This is a genomic window from Streptomyces sp. NPDC058751 (assembly GCF_042746485.1).
Classification (GTDB): domain Bacteria; phylum Actinomycetota; class Actinomycetes; order Streptomycetales; family Streptomycetaceae; genus Streptomyces.
Genome location: NZ_JBHYPZ010000018.1, coordinates 55,172 through 73,588, shown reverse-complemented (window position 1 = coordinate 73,588; position 18,417 = coordinate 55,172). Strand labels below are relative to the sequence as shown.

The window sequence follows — 18,417 nt, the reverse complement described above, 5'->3', positions numbered from 1 at the left end:
TGCTCTCCTCCGGGGCGCATCTGTCGGCGCGTCAGGGCCGTGTCCGGGGACGATGTCGTTCTCGGCATCACCGATTCCAGGACGATCACCGTCCAACTGGAGGCGAGCGACAACTCGGGAATCACCGTCGCGGACTTCACGCTCTTTCACGGCTCGACCCTGGCCGAGGCCGACGCCGTCCTGAAGAGCACCGGGGCGGCACCGAGCTGCACGGCCTCCGGCACGAGTTCCGTGTGCACGAAGCACTTCACGGTCAACCCCGGGCGCGACCTCCACGACTCGCTGGCCGGCATCTGGAAGGTGGCCGTCGACGTCCACGCCGAGGACGGGGACTACGTGAAGACGGAGGGGTACACCACCTTCTTCATGAAGCGGTTCTCCAAGCTGACGGCCAACGCCGCTCCCGAGCCGGTCAAGAAGGGCAGTGCCCTCACCGTCACCGGCAAGCTCTCCCGGGCGAACCGGGACACCCACGACTACCGCGGTTACGCGGGCCAGCGCGGCTATCCGGAGTTCCGGACGCCGGGCACCGACTACTACCAGTCCCTCGGATACACCACGTCGAGCACGACCGGGACGTTCAGCGCCAAGGCCGCCGGGGACTTCGTCGACGTCCGGTAGGCGCCCGCCGCCACCGCGCCGACCGTCACCGCACGGAGCGGACGAGGGGTCCCGTCGCCATGACGGGACCCCTCGTGACGTACGTACGTGATCAGCCGCACTGGCAGGGATTGCCCGACTGGCAGCCGCAGCCGCAGCCTGAGCCGCAGCCGCAGGCGCCGAACAAAGGGAGGTTCTTGATCTCGGCGGGCTGTTGGGTGTCGCGGTCCTGGGTCGGGTCGGGCGTGCTGGGGGATTCGGCCATGGGTCCCTCCTTCAGGCACGGGGCGTCGGCGCACACCGCGCCGCACGGCTCCTGTCGCCCATCTCATGCCCAGCCCGGCGGGCGCATCAACGGCGCACTGAGGCGTCTTACGCGCCCGGGGCGCGGATTCCGCGCGGGGCGGCCCGGAACCAGGTCACGCGACCCCGCCCGCGAGCCGCCCCTGCCCGAGGGCCGGCCCGGGCGGGCCGGCCCTCGGGCAGGCGCCCGGTGGGGCTGGGCGCTCCCCCGGTCCCCGCCCGGCGAGGGCTACGCGCTCTCCGTCCCCGTGACCGGCTGGATGTCCGACTGGAGTTCGTCGGCGTGTTCGCCCGTGACCAGGTAGACGACCCGCTTGGCGACCGAGACGGCGTGGTCGGCGAAGCGCTCGTAGTAGCGGCCGAGGAGGGTCACGTCGACGGCGGTCTCGATGCCGTGCTGCCACTTGTCGTCCAGCAGGTGCTGGAAGAGCGTGCGGTGCAGGAGGTCCATCTCGTCGTCGTCCTGCTCCAGCTGCATCGCCAGGTCGACGTCCTTGGTGATGATGACCTCGGCGGCCTTGGCCATCAGGCGCTGGGCGAGCTGGCCCATCTCCAGGATCGTGGCGTGCAGGTCGTGCGGGACCGCGCGCTCGGGGAAGCGCAGCCGGGCCAGCTTGGCCACGTGCTGGGCCAGGTCGCCGGAGCGCTCCAGGTCGGCCGACATCCGCAGCGAGGTGACGACGATGCGGAGGTCCGTCGCGACCGGCTGCTGGCGGGCCAGCAGGGCTATCGCGCGGGCCTCCAGCTCGTGCTGGAGGTCGTCGACCCTCTGGTCGGCGGCGATCACGCTCTCGGCCAGCTTGAGGTCGGAATCGAGGATGGCCGTCGTGGCGCGCCCGATCGCCGACCCGACGAGCCGGGCCATCTCGACCAGGCCGTCGCCGATCGAGTCAAGTTCCTCGTGATACGCGTCACGCATGTGGTCGTCCCTCTCGTACGTCTGCCTTCGGGGTCCGGGGTCCGGGGTCCGGGCCCTGGCCGTTCCGGCCGCCGGCCGGCAGCCGGGGGACCCAGGAACCCCACGCTCCCACGTTCGGGCCCGTACGCGTCCGTTTCCGACATCTCAAGTGAATCAGCCCTGGCTCCTGGGTGAACTCTGGGCGACGAGTGTTCGAGCTCGCGCTCGCATGGCTGTGGCCGGGACGGACGGCATGCCTAACCTGGGGGCATGGACGTGAACGCGGCGGTCGCCGCAGCGGCAGCGATCGCCGGAGTGCTCACCGGCGTCATCGCCATGCTGGCGTTCCGATGGAGCGAGCGCGACCAGAAACGCCCCACCCGTACCTCCCTGCACACGGACGCCGTGCTTCCGCCCGGTGTCGACACGGTGCTGTCCGTACTCAGGTCATCGGCGGTCGTGCTCGACGAGGCGGACGCCGTGGTCAAGGCCAGCTCGGCGGCGTACGCCCTCGGACTGGTGCGCGGCGGCAAGCTGGCCGTCGAACCGATGCTCCACATGGCGCGTGACACCCGTCGTGACGGGGAGATACGTCAGGTGGAGCTGGACCTGCCGAGGAGGGGCACGGGACGGGGAGAGGCCCTCGCCGTCTCCGCGAGAGTGGCTCCGCTCGGATCCAGGCTCGTCCTCCTCCTCGTGGAGGACCTGACGGAGGCGCGCCGCATCGAGGCGGTGCGGCGGGACTTCGTCGCGAACGTGAGCCATGAGCTGAAGACCCCCGTCGGAGCGCTCTCCCTTCTCTCCGAGGCCGTCATGGACGCCTCGGACGACCCGGAGGCCGTCGAGCGCTTCGCCGGACGCATGCAGATAGAGGCCACCCGGCTCACCAACCTCGTGCAGGAGCTCATCGACCTGTCGAGGGTGCAGAACGACGACCCGCTGGAGGACGCCGAGCCGGTCCGGGTCGACGAGCTGGTCGCCGAGGCGATCGACCGCTGCCGCCACCAGGCCGGCACGAAGCAGATCACCATGGCCGCCGGCGGCACCGCCGACCTGAGCCTGTGGGGGAACCGGGGCCAGCTCGCCGCGGCCCTCGGCAACCTCGTGGAGAACGCCGTCAACTACTCGCCGGCCCGCACCCGCGTCGGGATAGCCGCCCGCCGGGTCACGGCACCCGGCGGGGAACACATCGAGATCGCCGTGACCGACCAGGGCATCGGCATCTCGGACAAGGACAAGGAGCGCATCTTCGAGCGCTTCTACCGTGTCGATCCCGCCCGCTCCCGTGCCACCGGCGGTACGGGCCTCGGGCTGGCGATCGTCAAGCACGTGGCCGCCTCGCACGGCGGGGAGGTCACGGTGTGGAGCTCCGAGGGTCAGGGCTCCACGTTCACCCTGCGGCTGCCGGAGGCGAGTGCGGCCCGCGAGCGCGTCACCGATCACCACATGCCCGGACTCGGCGAAGAGGACGAGACCGGGCAGCCCGACGGGACGACCACCGTCACATCCCCGTACGAACCGCTTCCTGCCCCGGAGGTCCTTCCGTGACCCGTGTGCTCGTCGTCGAGGACGAGGAGTCGTTCTCCGACGCCCTGTCGTACATGCTTCGCAAGGAGGGCTTCGAGGTCGCCATCGCGACCACCGGGCCCGACGGCCTCGACGAGTTCGAGCGCAACGGCGCCGACCTCGTCCTCCTCGACCTGATGCTGCCGGGGCTGCCCGGCACCGAGGTCTGCCGTCAGCTGCGTGGCCGCTCCAACGTCCCGGTGATCATGGTCACCGCCAAGGACAGCGAGATCGACAAGGTCGTCGGACTCGAAATAGGAGCCGACGACTACGTGACCAAGCCCTTCTCCTCGCGTGAGCTGGTCGCCCGTATCCGGGCGGTCCTGCGCCGCCGCGGGGAGCCGGAGGAGGTCGCGCCGGCCGCCCTGGAGGCCGGACCCGTCCGGATGGACGTCGACCGCCACGTGGTCACCGTCTCCGGCGGCAAGGTCGACCTCCCGCTGAAGGAGTTCGACCTCCTGGAGATGCTGCTGCGCAACGCGGGCCGCGTGCTGACCCGGATGCAGCTCATCGACCGGGTCTGGGGCGCCGACTACGTGGGTGACACCAAGACCCTCGACGTCCACGTCAAGCGCCTGCGCGCGAAGATCGAGCCGGACCCGGGCGCGCCCCGCTACCTGGTGACGGTCCGCGGTCTCGGGTACAAGTTCGAGCCGTAGACCGGCCCCGTCACCCGGCGGCAGGACACGACGGTACGCGCGGCGGCGGGACACCGCGGTACGAGCACGGAGGCACGCCGAAGGGCGGGACCCTCTCCAGGGTCCCGCCCTTCGGCGTGCTGTCTGCCGCGCGCGTACGGCCTCGGGCCGGGGACCGGCCCGAGGTGCCGGCACGCGTCCGGCGTCACTGCTCGGCGGACTCCGACGCGGTGGCCGTCGCGGTCGTGTCGGCCTCGCCCGACGCGGACTCCGAGACGGACGGGGACGGGGAGCCCGAGACCGACTCGGACGGCGAGGCCGCCGGCGAGGTGGTGGCCGGAGCCGACGGGATCTCGCTCGGGCCCCACTCGGAGAAGTAGCTCTCGGCCGGGACGACGAAGGCGGACAGGCTCACGTCACCGGTCTCGCTGAAGGCGAAGGTCACCTTCTGGACGCTGCCGTTCAGGACGGTCTCGGACGGGCTGGACAGCACCGCGGAGGCGTTGCCCTTGCCGCCGATGACGACCGAGCCACCGGCCGGGACGGTCAGCGCGCCCTTGCCGTCGGCGGCCTTGATCTGGGCGGTGCCCTCGCCCTCGACGCTGATCGAGTCGACGGTCTGCGCGGTGGTGCCGTTGTTGTACAGCGTCGCGGAGACGACCGCCGGGCCGGTGGCCTCGACGTCGGGCTGGGTGATGACGAGCGCGTTCTGCACCTTGACGACACCCACGGAGGTGGCCGCGTTGTCCGGCTTGATCTGCTGCGTCTGGGCGTCGTTGCCGGCGCCGCACGCGGCGAGCGAGGCGATCGAGAAGGCGATGGCGGCGGCGGCGAGAGAGCCGCGTCGAAGGCTGCTGCTCACGGCGGCGGCAACTCCTTGAACGTGGGCGAAGGGGGACGACCTCTGTGTAAAGCCGCCCTAAGGGTCTGTCAGCGGCCTTAGGTTACCGATCCGTTCCCGCCCGACCGCACCCGACCCTCCCCAAGCCGCCGACTTTGCTCACCCGGAGGAAACAAGGGGTGCGCGGGGCCGCCCCGGCCGGCTCGCCCGGAATCCCTCCGGACCGATCCGCCCGGGACGCTCGGGCCCGGATCGCCGGGGGCGGCCAGGGGCGGTCAGGGGTGGCTCGGAGCGGCCTGGGGCGGACGGTTCGGGGGCGCGTCCGGGTGGGGGCGGCGGGTAGGGGCGGGCGGGCGCGGGCGGTGTGCGACCGGGGGCTTCGGCGCGCCGGGTGTGCGCCCTGGCGGCCCGTCCGACACGCCGTGCTCCGGCGACGCGCCCGCGCTTTGATCGCGTGCCCGCCCGCCATTCGCATAAGTTCCGCGGACTTAGGCTCGCGCATTTCGCGGAATGAATGCCCGGCTCTCCGGGAAAAGGATCACCGTGTCATCCAGGGCCGTTGAGCGCGTGATCATCGAACGTCTTGATCAATTCCGGATTCGTCTCGTACTCGGCTCCGCACGCCGAACGGAGTAGCGGAACTCGCACTCCTGGAGCAGGACAAAACGGGATGTTCGGACCCTGCGGGCGGGCTCCGGGTGGGTGTAACGTGCGCGTTTCACTTCGCCTGGGCAGCGGCTCCCACCTGCGAATACCCTCTTCCGTTCGCCCCCCGCAGCACGTTCCTGTTGCGGTTGTCAAGCCCCGAGATATGCCCTGACCTGCGAAAACGCCATTCAGAAGACGCCGTTTCCGTGTTACTCTGGATAGCCACGGAAGGGGTACCTGTCACATGACGTTCAAGGTTGGCGACACCGTGGTCTATCCCCATCACGGGGCCGCGCTGATCGAGGCCATCGAAACTCGCCAGATCAAAGGCGTGGACAAGACCTACTTGGTGCTGAAGGTCGCCCAGGGTGACCTGACGGTACGTGTGCCAGCGGACAATGCGGAGTTCGTCGGCGTGCGTGATGTGGTCGGTCAGGACGGGCTGGACCGGGTCTTCGAGGTGCTGCGCGCGCCGTACGCCGAGGAGCCCACGAACTGGTCGCGTCGCTACAAGGCAAATCTGGAGAAGCTCGCCTCCGGCGATGTCATCAAGGTCGCGGAAGTCGTGCGTGACCTGTGGCGTCGTGAGCGCGAGCGCGGACTCTCCGCAGGTGAGAAGCGCATGCTCGCCAAGGCGCGCCAGATCCTGGTGAGCGAGCTCGCCCTCGCGGAGAACACCAACGAGGACAAGGCCGAGGCCCTGCTCGACGAGGTGCTCGCGTCCTGACGCCGGCTCAGTCGCCGAGGCGCGAGCCGTCTTGACGTACGCCCAAGCCCGCGCAGCAGCGCAATGAAATGCCGCGGTGCCCGATGACGCAATTGCCATATTGCTGTCGCCGGGCGCTGCGGCATGTTCGTACCCGCACCCATTCGGTAAACCGGCCGTTCACCCGGCGTCGGCTTTCCCGCGGTATACCGGCGTGACCGATACTTGGGTGCCGACCCGGGCGGTCGACTTGACCGGATGTCACGGAAGGGTCCGGTCAAGACGTCGCGCCCGGCGCTCCCCCAGCTCTCCGGGCAGGGGGTACCCCCAGGCCATACCCATCCCGGTCGAGCACACAAACCTGACAGGAACCGATGTCTGACGTTTCGCTCCCTTCGCCGCCGGAGGCCCGCACCGCAGCCGTGATCCCGGCCGCCGGACGAGGTGTGCGCCTCGGTCCGGGCGCCCCCAAGGCGCTCCGCGCGCTGAACGGCACGCCCATGCTCATCCACGCGGTCCGCGCGATGGCCGCCTCGCGGGCGGTCTCCCTGGTCGTCGTCGTGGCCCCGCCGGACGGCGCGGCCGAGGTCAAGACGCTGCTCGACGCGCACGCGCTGCCCGAGCGCACCGACTTCGTCGTCGTCCCGGGCGGTGACAGCCGCCAGGAGTCCGTGAAGTACGGCCTCGACGCGCTGCCGCCCGGCTTCGACATTGTTTTGGTGCACGACGCGGCCCGGCCGCTCGTCCCCGTCGACACCGTCGACGCCGTCATCGAGGCCGTACGGGACGGCGCTCCCGCCGTCGTTCCGGCGCTGCCGCTCGCCGACACCGTCAAGGAGGTCGAGCCCGCGGCCGTCGCCGGGGAGGTCGAGCCGGTCGTGGCCACCCCGCAGCGGGCCCGGCTGCGTGCCGTGCAGACGCCCCAGGGCTTCGACCGCGCCACGCTCCTGCGGGCCCACGAGACCGTCACGGACGACGTGACCGACGACGCGAGCATGGTCGAGCAGTTGGGCCTGCAGGTCGTGGTCGTGCCGGGCCACGAGGAGGCGTTCAAGGTGACGCGCCCGCTGGACCTGGTGCTGGCGGAGGCGGTTCTCGCACGACGGAGGCTCAACGATGGGTTCTGAGACGCCGGAGCGGACGGCAGGACAGGAGCACGGCGGGGGCCCCGTCCAGGGACTGGTGCTCCCGCTGGTCGGGATCGGCACCGACATCCACGCCTTCGAGGAAGGGCGGGAGCTGTGGTGCGCCGGCCTGAAGTGGGAGGGGGAGGGGCCCGGACTCGCCGGGCACTCCGACGCCGACGTGGTCGCGCACGCCGCGTGCAACGCGCTCTTCTCCGCGGCGGGCCTCGGTGACCTCGGGGCCCACTTCGGCACCGGGCGCCCGGAGTGGTCCGGGGCGCCGGGCGTCGTGCTGCTGAAGGAGGCGGCGCGGATCGTCCGCGAGGCCGGGTTCGCCGTCGGCAACGTCGCGGTCCAGGTCGTCGGGCCCCGCCCGAAGATCGGCAAGCGGCGGGACGAGGCCCAGAAGATCCTGTCGGACGCGGTGGGGGCACCGGTGTCGGTGTCGGGCGCCACGACGGACGGGCTCGGGTTCCCGGGCCGCGACGAGGGCCTGATGGCGGTCGCCACGGCCCTGGTCGTACGAGCGGACTGAGACACCGGCTGTCCGGGCGGCCGGGCACCGGCCGTTCGGGTGGTCGGGGGCAGCGACCGTCCGGCGGTCCGGAACTCCGGCGTCCGGGTGGTCCGGAGCACCGGCGTCCGGGTGGGCGGGGCCACCGGCCGGTCTCCCGGGCGCTCCCCCATACACCCCCCGGCTCCCCCGTATGTCACGAATACGTGGCAAGGCTGGGGGAAGGGGCTCGGGGCACTGCCCGGGGCCCACTACCCTGGAGTCGTGACTATTCGCCTGTACGACACCAGCGCCCGGCAGATCCGTGACTTCGCCCCCCTCGTGCCGGGTTGTGTCTCGATCTACCTGTGCGGCGCCACCGTGCAGGCCGCACCGCACATCGGGCACATCCGATCGGGCCTCAACTTCGACATCATGCGCCGCTGGTTCGAGTACCGCGGCTATGACGTGACGTTCATCAGGAACGTCACGGACATCGACGACAAGATCATCGCCAAGTCGGCCGCCGAGGGCCGTCCCTGGTGGTCCATCGGCTACGCCAACGAGCGTGCCTTCAACGACGGTTACGACGTGCTCGGCTGCCTGCCGCCCACGTACGAGCCCCGTGCCACCGGTCACGTCCCCGAGATGATCGAGATGATGCGCGGTCTCATCGAGCGCGGTCACGCCTACGAGGCCGACGGGAACGTCTACTTCGACGTGCGGTCGTTCGACGGCTATCTCGAACTCTCCAACCAGGAGCTCGACAACCTGCTCCAGCCCTCGGGCGAGGGCGAGACCGGCAAGCGCGACCCGCGCGACTTCGCCATGTGGAAGGCCGCGAAGCCGGGCGAGCCCAGCTGGGAGACGCCCTGGGGCCGCGGCCGTCCGGGCTGGCACCTGGAGTGCTCGGCCATGGCCCACAAGTACCTGGGCAGCGCCTTCGACATCCACGGTGGCGGGCTCGACCTGATCTTCCCGCACCACGAGAACGAGATCGCGCAGGCCAAGGCCTTCGGGGACGAGTTCGCGACGTACTGGGTGCACAACGCCTGGGTCACGCTCAAGGGCGAGAAGATGTCGAAGTCCCTCGGGAACTCGGTCCTCGTCTCCAAGATGGTCAAGGAGTGGCGCCCGATCGTGCTGCGCTACTACCTCGGCACCCCGCACTACCGCTCCATGATCGAGTACAGCAAGGAGGCCCTGCGCGACGCCGAGTCGGCGTTCGCGCGCATCGAGGGCTTCGTGCAGCGGGTGGTCGAGAAGGCGGGGGGCGTCGTCGAGCCCGCCGCCGAGGTGCCGCTCGCGTTCGCCGAGGCGATGGACGACGACCTGGGCGTCCCCCAGGCGCTCGCCATCGTGCACACGACGGTCCGCCAGGGGAACTCCGCCCTAGCCGCCGACGACAAGGAAGCCGCCGTCGCCCGCCTCGCCGAGGTACGGGCCATGCTCGGCGTCCTCGGACTCGACCCGCTCGACCCGGCGTGGGCCGAGGAGGGCGACCGCGGCGACGATCTGCACGGGGTCGTCGACACCCTCGTCCACCTGGTCCTCGACCAGCGCGAGGCCGCCCGCGCCCGCAAGGACTGGGCCGCCGCGGACGCCATCCGCGACCAGCTCAACCAGTCCGGCCTGGTCATCGAGGACAGCCCGCAGGGGCCGCGCTGGACGCTCGGACCGCGCTGAGGACCCGCTCCGGCGATTCCGGCCGACCCCGGTCGGCCTTGATCGATTGTGCCGCCCGGACCTCCGGGCGGCACACTTCATATACGTACGCACGCACGTCTCGAACAGACAGGTAGGTCATGGCTGCTAACAACCGCCGCATGTCCGGCAAGAAGGGCGCGCAGGTCGGCAGCGGTGGCCAGCGGCGCCGTGGCCTGGAGGGCAAGGGCCCGACCCCGCCCGCCGAGATGCGCAAGGGCCACAAGAAGAACCGCATCGCCAACGCCAAGGCGAAGCAGGTCGTCCGCCGTCCCGCGCCCCGCGGCCGCGGCGGCAAGGGCACCTCCGAGATGGTCGTCGGCCGCAACCCCGTCGTCGAGGCGCTGCGCGAGGGCGTCCCCGCGACGACTCTCTACGTCCAGCAGTTCATCGACAACGACGAGCGGGTCCGCGAGGCGCTCCAGCTCGTCGCCGACCGCGGCGGCATCCACCTGATGGAGGCCCCGCGCCCCGAGCTCGACCGCATGACCAACGGGCTCAACCACCAGGGTCTCGTCCTCCAGGTCCCGCCGTACGAGTACGCGCACCCCGAGGACCTCGCCGCCGCCGCGTACGACGAGGGCCAGGACCCGCTGATCGTCGCCCTCGACGGCGTGACCGACCCGCGCAACCTCGGCGCGGTCGTCCGTTCCGCCTCCGCCTTCGGCGGCCACGGCGTCGTCGTACCCGAGCGGCGCGCGGCCGGCATGACCGCCGGTGCCTGGAAGACGTCGGCCGGCGCCGCCGCCCGTACGCCCGTCGCGCGCGCCGCCAACCTGACGCGCGCCCTGGAGGCGTACAAGAAGGCCGGCCTCGTGGTGGTCGGCCTGGCCGCGGACGGCGAGGCCGAGGTCGGCGACCTGGAGGCGCTGGGCGGCCCCGTCGTCATCGTCGTCGGCAGCGAGGGCAAGGGCCTGTCCCGACTCGTCGGCGAGACCTGCGACTTCCGGGTGCGGATCCCGATGCCCGGTGGCACGGAGTCGCTGAACGCCGGTGTGGCCGCGGGAATCGTGCTGTACGAGGCGGCGCGCCGACGCGCCTGAACGGACGTGCGGACGGTCACCCCTCGCGGGGTGACCGGGGCGTTCTGAATGATCTTGACGCGGTCCGGACAGTTCGGCGTGGTCAAGGCAGTGTCCTAACCACACGTCACTCGGTTAGATGAGTGTGGACACCAGAACACCCCGCACACCCACGGGGGACCGCTCGTCGGGATACGACGACGCTCCCGCGCTGAGCATGGTGAAGGTGCCGAGCGATCCGGCGCAGGTCATCGTCAACCATGCGAGCTTCCGCGTCCAGTTGGCGGGTGCGTCACGGGGCCAGTCCCCGCGCATCGCGCGGCACTCGGGATCTCCCGGCGCCGGCGCCGGCGCGCCGGGCCGGGCGGGCGTGGCCCGGCCGGCCGGCGGAGCCCGCCGCCGCGTGCCCGTCGTCTGGAGCGGGAAGTCCGCGCCGGACGACACCGGCGCCCACCGACTGCTCCAGGCCGCACGGAACGTGGGCACGGCCCAGGGTTCCACCGGGCCGACGGCCGACGCAGGTTCGACCCGGGTCATCCCGCGCATCGGCGAACAGCCCGGCTACGCGGGCGACCTGACGGTCGACACGGTCGAGACGCCCCTCGTCGGCAGCCAGCGCTCCCCCCTCGGCGAACAGCAGCGACTGCTGCCCCAGATGCGCGGCGCGGGCAGCGCCTACGACGAACCGCGCTACGGCGAACACGCCTACACCGGCGACGGCTTCGCGGGCGACGGCTACGCGGGCGACGGTTACGGGGACGACCGCTTCGAGGACGACGGCTTCGAGGAACCGGAGCGCGACGCCCCCGTCAGGCGGCGCGGCTCCGACACGGTCCGGCACGCCTATCACCCCGGGCGCCGCATGAACCTCGGCGTCGTGCTGCTGCCGCTGCGCGTCCTCCTCGGATCCATCTCCGTCTACGCCGGCATGGGCAAGCTCTGCGACCCCGTCTACTTCGACGGCGGCAAGCGCGGCTCCATGACGAAGTGGCTCGACACGCTGCACCCGTGGGAAGTCGCCGAGCCGCTGCGGCAGTTCGCGCTCCAGCACCCCGTCGGCTCCGGACTGGTCATCGCCTTCCTCCAGGTCATCGTCGGCGTCCTGACCGTCCTCGGGCTGTGGCAGCGGTTGGCGGCCGGAGTCGGTGCGATGCTGTCGGCGGCGTTCATCGTCACCGTCAGCTGGAAGACGGTGCCCGTCTACGAGACGCCCGACATCATCTACCTCGCCGCCTGGTCCCCGCTGATCATCGCGGGCGCCCCGGTCTACTCCGCCGACGGACGGCTCTCCAGCGAGGCATGGCGGACGCTCGGGCCGCGTGCCGACATCTGGGACCTGCGCGCTCGTGTGCTGCGGCGGGGCGCGCTGCTCACGGCCGTCGTCGTCGGACTGGTCCTGCTCGTCGGCTCGCTCCTCGGCGGAGCCGTCCGCGACTCCAGCCGGATCGTGGTCCCCGGTCCCGGCGAGGCCCCGCGCAACGAACTGCCCGGCTCCCCGCTCCCCGAGACGCCCGGCGAACGGCGTCAGAAGGCCACCCCGTCGGCCTCCGAGGAGCCCACCCGGAGCAGCTCCGCGACCCCGTCGCACACGGCGGGCACGCCGGACGCGACCCAGGAGACGGCCCCGGTGGGCGGTGGGCAGCAGCCCAGCCAGACCCAGGGCAGCGGTCAGGCGCCGCCCGAGCAGCCCTCGCCGGTGGAGCAGGCCCCGAGCACCAGCACGGGTCCCTCCAGCGGTGGCGGTGGCAGTGGCGGTGGCGGTGGCACGGCGCCCGGCGGCAGCGCCGGCACCGGGAGCACCGGCGGCACGGGCACCGGGAGCGGCACCTCCTCCACCGGCGGGAGCTCGTCGGCCGGCCAGCCGGGCCTGGTCGGCGGCCTGCTGGGCTGACGTCCCACTCACGCGCGACGGCCGTCCGGCCGGGCGCGACGACGGCAGGGCCCCGCACACGGACGTGCGGGGCCCTGCCGTCGTGCCGTCACCTCCGGCGAGGCTCTCGGCGGCGGTGCGGGGGTGTCTCCAGTGCGGCCCTAGCGGCTCAGGGCCGCGAGTTCCTTCGCCGCCTCCGTGAGGTCCTTGGCGGTGTCGATGGCACGCCAGTAGGCGCCCTGCGGGATCGGGAAGCCGGACAGCCGGCGTTCGCGGGCCAGCCGGGGGAACGTGGTGCGCTCGTGGTCGCCGCGCTCGGGGAGCATGTCGGTGAACTCGGGCGAGAAGACGTAGACGCCCGCGTTGATCTCGAACGTGGAGGGCGGGGCCTCGATGAAGTCCGTGATGTGACCGAAGCCGTCCGTCTTGACGGCGCCCCACGGGATGCGCGGACGGGCCAGCGCGAGCGTGGCGACGGCGTCGCGCTCGGTGTGGAAGTCCGCCATGTCGCGCAGCGAGAAACGGGTCCAGATGTCACCGTTCGTCGCGTACCAGGGCCGGTCGGGGTGCGGCAGGCGGGCGGCGGCGTACTTGAGGCCACCGCCGCGGCCGAGGGGTTCCGTCTCGACGACCGTCGTGACGTTCAAGGGGAGGTCGGCCGAGTCCAGCCAGTTCTGGAGGACGTCGGCGAGGTGACCGCAGGAGACGACGACGTCGGTCACGCCCTCTTCGGCGAGCCAGGTGAGCTGGTGGCCGATGATCGGTGTCCCGGTGCCGGGAATCTCGACCATCGGCTTGGGCCGGTCGTCGGTGTAGGGACGCAGCCGGGAACCCTGGCCGCCGGCCAGGACGACGGCTTGAACGGGGCGCAACGCGGCGTTCGGATCGGTCATGTCCGAACTGTACGTGCCACCCCCGCACGCGCTTTCCCGGGCAGCCGTTCCCCGGCCGGCCGTCGCCGGGGGCGGCACCCCTCGGAGGGAGCTGGGAGCCGGGGTCTCCGAGGGGAGCGGTCCGGGTGCGGCGTTCGGGCGCCGGCCCGGGCGCGGGAGGGGGTACGGGCCCGGGCGCGGTGACCTCAGAGACGGGTGGCCGCGACCCCCGAGGCGAACGCCGTGTCGCAGACGGGCCGGGCGAAGGACTGGGCGCGCGTCGGGCCGTACGCGCGGACCGCGGCGCGGCCGAGGGCGCGGGCGATGGAGACGCAGTGCTTCGCGAGCGACGGACGGCCGTTCACCGCCTGCTGGAGGTGGGTGAGGGCCACGCCCGGGTTCTTCTCCTGGAGCTCCAGGAGGAGCCTGTCGCGCAGGACGTCCTGTGGAGCGCGGGAGACGGCGCGCGTCGAGACCTCCTCGGAGGACGCGGTGAGCACCGAGCTCGAGGGGTTCCCCGACCAGGCGACTTGGGTGACCGCGAGAGTCCCGGAGAGCACCAGGACGACAGGCAGAACGAGGGCGAGGGTCCGGCCGATCTGGCGGGCGGGGCCACGGCCGCGCCGGGGCCGCTGGTTAGTGGTGGAGTACTTCACGCGAGTGAGGGTAGCGCGGAGTGATGATTTGGCGACATTTAGTCACCGGTTAGGGGGACGGGGAAGCGGGTTTTCCGGGTGGCGGGTTGACGTACGGCTTTCGTGCGGAGATCGAAACGACCGGTCTGCCACGATATCCACCGGCAACGAAGAGGGCCCCGCGGCCGGCCGCGGGGCCCTCTTCGTCAACTTGGGTGGATTCAACCCTTCCGGGGGTGAGTGCTTCCGCCCGGATGACGCGGACGTCAGTCGGACAGGCGCTCGCCCGTCGAGGTGGAGAACACGTGGATCTCGCCCGGGCGCGGCACGACGTGCAGGGTGGCGCCCTTGTCCGGGACGGCGCGGCCGCTCACGCGGACGACGAGGTCCTTCTGCTCGTCGCCGACCTTGACGGAGCCGTAGACGTAGCCGTCGGCGCCGAGCTCCTCGACCACGTTCACGGAGACGGCGAGACCGGCCGGGGCGTCCTCGGTGTCCTTGGAGAGCGACTTGGCGGCTTCGCCGTTGTGCTCCACGACGTCGAAGTGCTCGGGGCGCACGCCGACGGTGACCGTGCGGTCGCCCTTGTCGGCGGCGGCCTGGAGGGCCTCGCGGCTGACCGGGACGACGCTGTTGCCGAACTTCACGCCGCCGTCGGTGATCGGGACCTCGACCAGGTTCATGGCCGGGGAGCCGATGAAGCCGGCGACGAAGAGGTTGGCCGGGCGGTCGTACATGTTGCGCGGCGAGTCGACCTGCTGGAGCAGGCCGTCCTTGAGCACGGCCACGCGGTCGCCCATGGTCATGGCCTCGACCTGGTCGTGGGTGACGTACACCGTGGTGATGCCCAGGCGGCGCTGGAGCGAGGCGATCTGCGTACGGGTCGAGACGCGGAGCTTGGCGTCGAGGTTCGACAGCGGCTCGTCCATCAGGAAGACCTGGGGCTCGCGCACGATGGCGCGGCCCATGGCGACACGCTGGCGCTGACCGCCGGAGAGCGCCTTCGGCTTGCGGCCGAGGTACTCGGTGAGGTCGAGGATCTTCGCCGCGTCCTCGACCTTCTGGCGGATCTCGGCCTTGTTGACGCCGGCGATCTTGAGCGCGAAGCCCATGTTGTCGGCGACGGTCATGTGCGGGTAGAGCGCGTAGTTCTGGAACACCATCGCGATGTCCCGGTCCTTGGGCGGCAGGTGCGTGACGTCGCGGTCGCCGATGCGGATGGCGCCGCCGTTGACGTCCTCGAGCCCCGCGAGCATGCGGAGCGAGGTGGACTTGCCGCAGCCGGACGGACCGACGAGGACAAGGAACTCGCCGTCGGCGATCTCGATGTCCAGGCCGTCGACGGCGGGCTTCTCGGAACCCGGGTAGATCCGGGTCGCCTTGTCGAACGTGACAGTGGCCATGGTGATGGGCCCCCTTCACCGGCAGGAACGTGCCGGACGATCCGTTGTAAAGGTGGTGATCCACTATGGAAACGCCCATAGTGGTGTAGTCCATGCGAGTGGACCGGGTAAGGACGCTACCCGGCGGTCGTGCGTTCTGTCAGTACTCGGCCCCTGTGAAGTTCCCGGAAACTTTCGACGGCCCCCCACTGCGACGTGGGTACACTGCACGGGCACGCACGCCCCGCGCGCGCTGCACGCCTCCTTAGCTCAGATGGCCAGAGCAACGCACTTGTAATGCGTAGGTCGTCGGTTCGAATCCGACAGGGGGCTCCGGGAGGGTCCAGGTCGTCCAAGATGCGACCTGGGCCCTTTCGTCTGTCCTCAGCCGCGCTTCCCGAGGGACTCCAGTGCCCCGTCCGTCAGCCGGTACACCGTCCACTCGTCCTGCGGGCGCGCGCCGAGCGACTCGTAGAAGTCGATCGAGGGCCGGTTCCAGTTCAGGACGGACCACTCCAGGCGCTGGTAGCCGCGCTCGACGCAGGTCCGCGCGAGTTCCGTGAGCAGTGCCTTGCCGTGGCCGCCGCCGCGTGCCGCGGGGCGCACGTACAGGTCCTCCAGGTAGATGCCGTGGACTCCGCGCCAGGTCGAGAAGTTCAGGAACCACACCGAGAAGCCGACCGGCTCGCCCGTGGAGTCGTCCTCGGCGATGTGCGCGTACGCGGCCGGGTTCGCCCCGAACAGCGCCTCGCCGAGCTGTTCGGGCGTCGCCCTCGCCTCCTCCAACGCCTTCTCGTACTCGGCGAGTTCGCGGACCATGGCGTGGATGACGGGGATGTCGTCGGGAGTCGCGGTGCGGATCATGGGGCGAGCCTAGGGTGCTCCCGGCCCGTCGCCGGGAGCGGGTGCCGTTCGCCGTCCGGCGGGGGTTCCCGCGGGCCTGGTGTCCGTCCGGAATGTCGGTCGCGTACGGGATGCTTCCGGCATGGGTGAATCAGGTCATGCGCGGTGAACGGTTCGTCCACAGGGTGTGGACATATGTGCGTCGCGCACCGGGCACGTACGTCTGGCTGACGATCCTCTTCGTCACCACCGTGGCCCTGCACCACATGTCCCCGGATTTCGAAGCGGACTTCCTGCGGCAGCGCTCGACGAACATCCGCGAGCTGTCGAGCAGGCCGGTGCAAGTGCTGTTCGCGAGCGCGATGTGGATCGACGGCGGCCACTGGCTGCCGTACGCCGTCCTCTACACCGTCTTCCAGGCGCCCGCCGAACGCTGGCTGGGAACCGCCCGCTGGCTCGCGGTCAACGCGGCCGCGCACGTCCTGTCGACGCTGGTCAGCGAGGGTGCCCTGCTCTGGGCGATCAACCACGGCCTGGCGCCGCGCTCCGCGGTCGACACCCTCGACATCGGCGTGAGCTACGCGCTCGCGGGGGTCGTCGGCGTGCTCACCTACCGGATCGCGCCGCCCTGGCGGTACGCGTATCTCGTGGCCGTCCTGGCGGCGTACGGGATTCCCTTCGCGATCAAGCCGACCTTCACCGATCTCGGGCATTTCACCTCCGTCCTCGTCGGACTCGCCTGTTATCCGTTGACCCGGGGGCGCGGAAAAACAGGGAATCCGAAGGAGACAGCCGGCGCCCCCCGGGGCTAACGTCCCGCCATGAGCAGCTCGGCGGGCAGTGTCGTGAACGGTGGCGTCTCCTTCTGGTACGCGGACGACGGCCTCCCCGCGCCCCGGGAGCCGCTGCCCGGCGACGCGAGCGCCGACGTCGTCGTGGTCGGCGGCGGATACACGGGACTGTGGACCGCGTACTACCTGAAGAAGGCGGACCCCTCCCTGAGGGTCACCGTCCTGGAGCAGAAGTTCTGCGGCTACGGAGCCTCCGGGCGCAACGGCGGCTGGCTCTACAACGGCATCGCGGGCCGCGACCGGTACGCGCGGCTGCACGGCGAGGACGCGGCCGGGCGCCTCCAGCGGGCCATGAACGACACCGTGGACGAGGTCGTCCGGGTGGCCGCCGAGGAAGGGATCGAGGCCGACATCCACCGGGGCGGCGTCCTGGAGGTGGCGTACACGCCCGCCCAGCTGGCGCGGCTCAAGGCCTTCCACGCGCACGAGCTGTCGTTCGGCGAGGAGGACCGCGAGCTGTACGGCGCGAAGGAGACCGCCGAACGGATCCGGGTCGCGGACGCGGTGGGCTCGACCTGGACCCCGCACGGGGCCCGGCTGCATCCCGTGAAGCTGGTCAAGGGCCTCGCCGCGGCCGTCGAGGCGCTCGGCGTCACGATCCACGAGCGGACGCCGGTGACCGAGATCCGCCCGCAGCACGCGGTGACCCCGTACGGCACCGTCCGCGCCCCCTACGTCCTGCGCTGCACCGAGGGCTTCACCGCGAACCTCAAGGGCCAGAAGCGGACCTGGCTGCCGATGAACTCCTCCATGATCGCGACGGAGCCGCTGACGGACGGCCAGTGGGCGGAGATCGGCTGGGAGGGCCGCGAGACGCTCGGCGACATGGCCCACGCGTACATGTACGCCCAGCGCACCGCCGACGGCCGCATCGCGCTCGGCGGCAGGGGTGTCCCGTACCGCTTCGGCTCGCGCACCGACAACGACGGCCGCACCCAGGCCGCCACCGTCGACGCCCTGTACGAGATCCTCGTCCGCCTCTTCCCGTCGCTGACCGGCGTCCGGGTCTCCCACGCCTGGTCGGGCGTCCTGGGAGTGCCGCGCGACTGGTGCGCCACCGTCACCCTGGACCGCTCGACCGGCCTCGGCTGGGCCGGCGGCTACGTCGGCTCCGGCGTCGCCACCGCCAACCTCGCCGGCCGCACCCTGCGCGACCTCGTGCTGCGGGACTCCGGCCGGGCGGACGCGACCGAGCTGACCGGCCTGCCCTGGGTCGGCCACGAGGTCCGCAAGTGGGAACCGGAGCCCTTCCGCTGGATCGGCGTCCACGGCATGTACGCGACCTACCGCACGGCCGACCGCCGCGAACGGACCACGCACAGCCCCGGGTCGTCCCGTCTGGCGCGGATCGCCGACCGGGTGGCGGGACGTCACTGACCCGGTCCCGCGAGCCGTAGGCCGACGGCCGGCGGTCCCGGGGT

The 18,417-nt window shown here is 71.4% G+C and carries 18 protein-coding genes and 1 tRNA gene; 12 read left to right on the top strand and 7 right to left on the bottom strand.

Features of this window, described 5'->3' with window-relative positions; all coding sequences use genetic code 11:
- Positions 1-39: 39 nt before the first annotated feature.
- Positions 40-621 carry a calcium-binding protein gene (locus ACFW6B_RS18490; protein ID WP_386597251.1) on the top strand — a complete coding sequence of 194 codons (582 nt, stop codon included), beginning with the start codon at positions 40-42 and terminating at the stop codon, positions 619-621.
- Positions 622-712: 91 nt separating this feature from the next.
- Here the strand turns inward: ACFW6B_RS18490 and ACFW6B_RS18485 are convergent, their stop codons facing one another.
- Positions 713-865: a hypothetical protein gene (locus ACFW6B_RS18485; protein WP_328451008.1), complete on the bottom strand. Its 153-nt coding sequence runs from the start codon at positions 863-865 to the stop codon at positions 713-715.
- 267 nt (positions 866-1,132) lie between these two features.
- Positions 1,133-1,822, bottom strand: coding sequence for a phosphate signaling complex protein PhoU (phoU, locus tag ACFW6B_RS18480; protein WP_386597249.1), 690 nt, complete (start codon positions 1,820-1,822; stop codon positions 1,133-1,135).
- A 249-nt stretch (positions 1,823-2,071) separates the two neighbouring features.
- Between phoU and ACFW6B_RS18475 the strand changes: the two genes are divergently transcribed.
- Together ACFW6B_RS18475 and ACFW6B_RS18470 are read left to right on the top strand one after the other, a co-directional pair.
- Positions 2,072-3,349 carry a sensor histidine kinase gene (locus ACFW6B_RS18475; protein ID WP_386597247.1) on the top strand — a complete coding sequence of 426 codons (1,278 nt, stop codon included), beginning with the start codon at positions 2,072-2,074 and terminating at the stop codon, positions 3,347-3,349.
- Positions 3,346-4,026: a response regulator transcription factor gene (locus ACFW6B_RS18470; protein WP_037622332.1), complete on the top strand. Its 681-nt coding sequence runs from the start codon at positions 3,346-3,348 to the stop codon at positions 4,024-4,026. Before ACFW6B_RS18475 ends, ACFW6B_RS18470 begins: the two co-directional genes overlap by 4 nt.
- Positions 4,027-4,210: 184 nt before the next feature.
- Here the strand turns inward: ACFW6B_RS18470 and ACFW6B_RS18465 are convergent, their stop codons facing one another.
- Positions 4,211-4,867, bottom strand: coding sequence for a DUF461 domain-containing protein (locus ACFW6B_RS18465; protein ID WP_386597244.1), 657 nt, complete (start codon positions 4,865-4,867; stop codon positions 4,211-4,213).
- Between the two features lie 871 nt (positions 4,868-5,738).
- Here ACFW6B_RS18465 and ACFW6B_RS18460 point away from each other — a divergent pair.
- The 6 genes from ACFW6B_RS18460 to ACFW6B_RS18435 all read left to right on the top strand — a co-directional run bounded on the left by ACFW6B_RS18460 (position 5,739) and on the right by ACFW6B_RS18435 (position 12,434).
- On the top strand, positions 5,739-6,221 hold the full coding sequence (locus ACFW6B_RS18460) for a CarD family transcriptional regulator (protein ID WP_003953493.1): 483 nt from the start codon (positions 5,739-5,741) through the stop codon (positions 6,219-6,221).
- A 353-nt stretch (positions 6,222-6,574) separates the two neighbouring features.
- Complete coding sequence (ispD, locus tag ACFW6B_RS18455; protein WP_386597242.1) at positions 6,575-7,327, top strand: 2-C-methyl-D-erythritol 4-phosphate cytidylyltransferase; 753 nt, start codon at positions 6,575-6,577, stop codon at positions 7,325-7,327.
- On the top strand, positions 7,317-7,859 hold the full coding sequence (gene ispF / locus ACFW6B_RS18450) for a 2-C-methyl-D-erythritol 2,4-cyclodiphosphate synthase (protein ID WP_386597240.1): 543 nt from the start codon (positions 7,317-7,319) through the stop codon (positions 7,857-7,859). The genes ispD and ispF overlap by 11 nt, the downstream gene beginning before the upstream one ends.
- Before the next feature lie 243 nt (positions 7,860-8,102).
- Complete coding sequence (gene cysS, locus ACFW6B_RS18445; protein ID WP_386597238.1) at positions 8,103-9,503, top strand: cysteine--tRNA ligase; 1,401 nt, start codon at positions 8,103-8,105, stop codon at positions 9,501-9,503.
- 119 nt (positions 9,504-9,622) lie between these two features.
- Positions 9,623-10,564, top strand: a complete 942-nt coding sequence (gene rlmB, locus ACFW6B_RS18440) for a 23S rRNA (guanosine(2251)-2'-O)-methyltransferase RlmB (RefSeq protein ID WP_386597236.1) — start codon at positions 9,623-9,625, stop codon at positions 10,562-10,564.
- A 124-nt stretch (positions 10,565-10,688) separates the two neighbouring features.
- Positions 10,689-12,434: a DoxX family protein gene (locus ACFW6B_RS18435; RefSeq protein ID WP_386597402.1), complete on the top strand. Its 1,746-nt coding sequence runs from the start codon at positions 10,689-10,691 to the stop codon at positions 12,432-12,434.
- Between the two features lie 140 nt (positions 12,435-12,574).
- Here ACFW6B_RS18435 and ACFW6B_RS18430 read toward each other — a convergent pair whose 3' ends face one another.
- The 3 genes from ACFW6B_RS18430 to ACFW6B_RS18420 form a co-directional block, all read right to left on the bottom strand.
- Positions 12,575-13,306: an NDP-sugar synthase gene (locus tag ACFW6B_RS18430; protein WP_386597234.1), complete on the bottom strand. Its 732-nt coding sequence runs from the start codon at positions 13,304-13,306 to the stop codon at positions 12,575-12,577.
- A 185-nt stretch (positions 13,307-13,491) separates the two neighbouring features.
- On the bottom strand, positions 13,492-13,941 hold the full coding sequence (locus ACFW6B_RS18425; protein WP_386597232.1) for a hypothetical protein: 450 nt from the start codon (positions 13,939-13,941) through the stop codon (positions 13,492-13,494).
- Between the two features lie 245 nt (positions 13,942-14,186).
- A complete protein-coding gene (locus ACFW6B_RS18420; protein ID WP_386597228.1) occupies positions 14,187-15,323 on the bottom strand; it encodes an ABC transporter ATP-binding protein in 1,137 nt (378 codons plus the stop codon).
- A 238-nt stretch (positions 15,324-15,561) separates the two neighbouring features.
- On the opposite strand from ACFW6B_RS18420, the gene ACFW6B_RS18415 reads away from it, so the two are divergent.
- A tRNA-Thr gene (locus ACFW6B_RS18415) sits at positions 15,562-15,635 on the top strand.
- Between the two features lie 51 nt (positions 15,636-15,686).
- Here ACFW6B_RS18415 and ACFW6B_RS18410 read toward each other — a convergent pair.
- Positions 15,687-16,166, bottom strand: coding sequence for a GNAT family N-acetyltransferase (locus tag ACFW6B_RS18410; protein ID WP_386597226.1), 480 nt, complete (start codon positions 16,164-16,166; stop codon positions 15,687-15,689).
- Between the two features lie 137 nt (positions 16,167-16,303).
- Here ACFW6B_RS18410 and ACFW6B_RS18405 point away from each other — a divergent pair, with 137 nt between their 5' ends.
- Together ACFW6B_RS18405 and ACFW6B_RS18400 are read left to right on the top strand one after the other, a co-directional pair.
- Positions 16,304-16,957 (top strand): rhomboid-like protein, encoded by a 654-nt coding sequence (locus ACFW6B_RS18405; protein WP_386597224.1) that lies wholly within the window; start codon positions 16,304-16,306, stop codon positions 16,955-16,957.
- Between the two features lie 9 nt (positions 16,958-16,966).
- A complete protein-coding gene (locus ACFW6B_RS18400) occupies positions 16,967-18,373 on the top strand; it encodes an NAD(P)/FAD-dependent oxidoreductase (RefSeq protein WP_386597222.1) in 1,407 nt (468 codons plus the stop codon).
- Positions 18,374-18,417 lie beyond the last annotated feature (44 nt).

Bases quoted from the DNA above. Each gene is read 5' to 3' on its own strand.
- ACFW6B_RS18485 (WP_328451008.1), bottom strand. From the start codon at position 865: ATGGCCGAATCCCCCAGCACGCCCGACCCGACCCAGGACCGCGACACC.
- phoU (WP_386597249.1), bottom strand. From the start codon at position 1,822: ATGCGTGACGCGTATCACGAGGAACTTGACTCGATCGGCGACGGCCTG.
- ACFW6B_RS18475 (WP_386597247.1), top strand. From the start codon at position 2,072: ATGGACGTGAACGCGGCGGTCGCCGCAGCGGCAGCGATCGCCGGAGTG.
- ACFW6B_RS18460 (WP_003953493.1), top strand. From the start codon at position 5,739: ATGACGTTCAAGGTTGGCGACACCGTGGTCTATCCCCATCACGGGGCC.
- ispD (WP_386597242.1), top strand. From the start codon at position 6,575: ATGTCTGACGTTTCGCTCCCTTCGCCGCCGGAGGCCCGCACCGCAGCC.
- ispF (WP_386597240.1), top strand. From the start codon at position 7,317: ATGGGTTCTGAGACGCCGGAGCGGACGGCAGGACAGGAGCACGGCGGG.
- rlmB (WP_386597236.1), top strand. From the start codon at position 9,623: ATGGCTGCTAACAACCGCCGCATGTCCGGCAAGAAGGGCGCGCAGGTC.
- ACFW6B_RS18430 (WP_386597234.1), bottom strand. From the start codon at position 13,306: ATGACCGATCCGAACGCCGCGTTGCGCCCCGTTCAAGCCGTCGTCCTG.
- ACFW6B_RS18420 (WP_386597228.1), bottom strand. From the start codon at position 15,323: ATGGCCACTGTCACGTTCGACAAGGCGACCCGGATCTACCCGGGTTCC.
- ACFW6B_RS18410 (WP_386597226.1), bottom strand. From the start codon at position 16,166: ATGATCCGCACCGCGACTCCCGACGACATCCCCGTCATCCACGCCATG.
- ACFW6B_RS18405 (WP_386597224.1), top strand. From the start codon at position 16,304: ATGCGCGGTGAACGGTTCGTCCACAGGGTGTGGACATATGTGCGTCGC.
- ACFW6B_RS18400 (WP_386597222.1), top strand. From the start codon at position 16,967: ATGAGCAGCTCGGCGGGCAGTGTCGTGAACGGTGGCGTCTCCTTCTGG.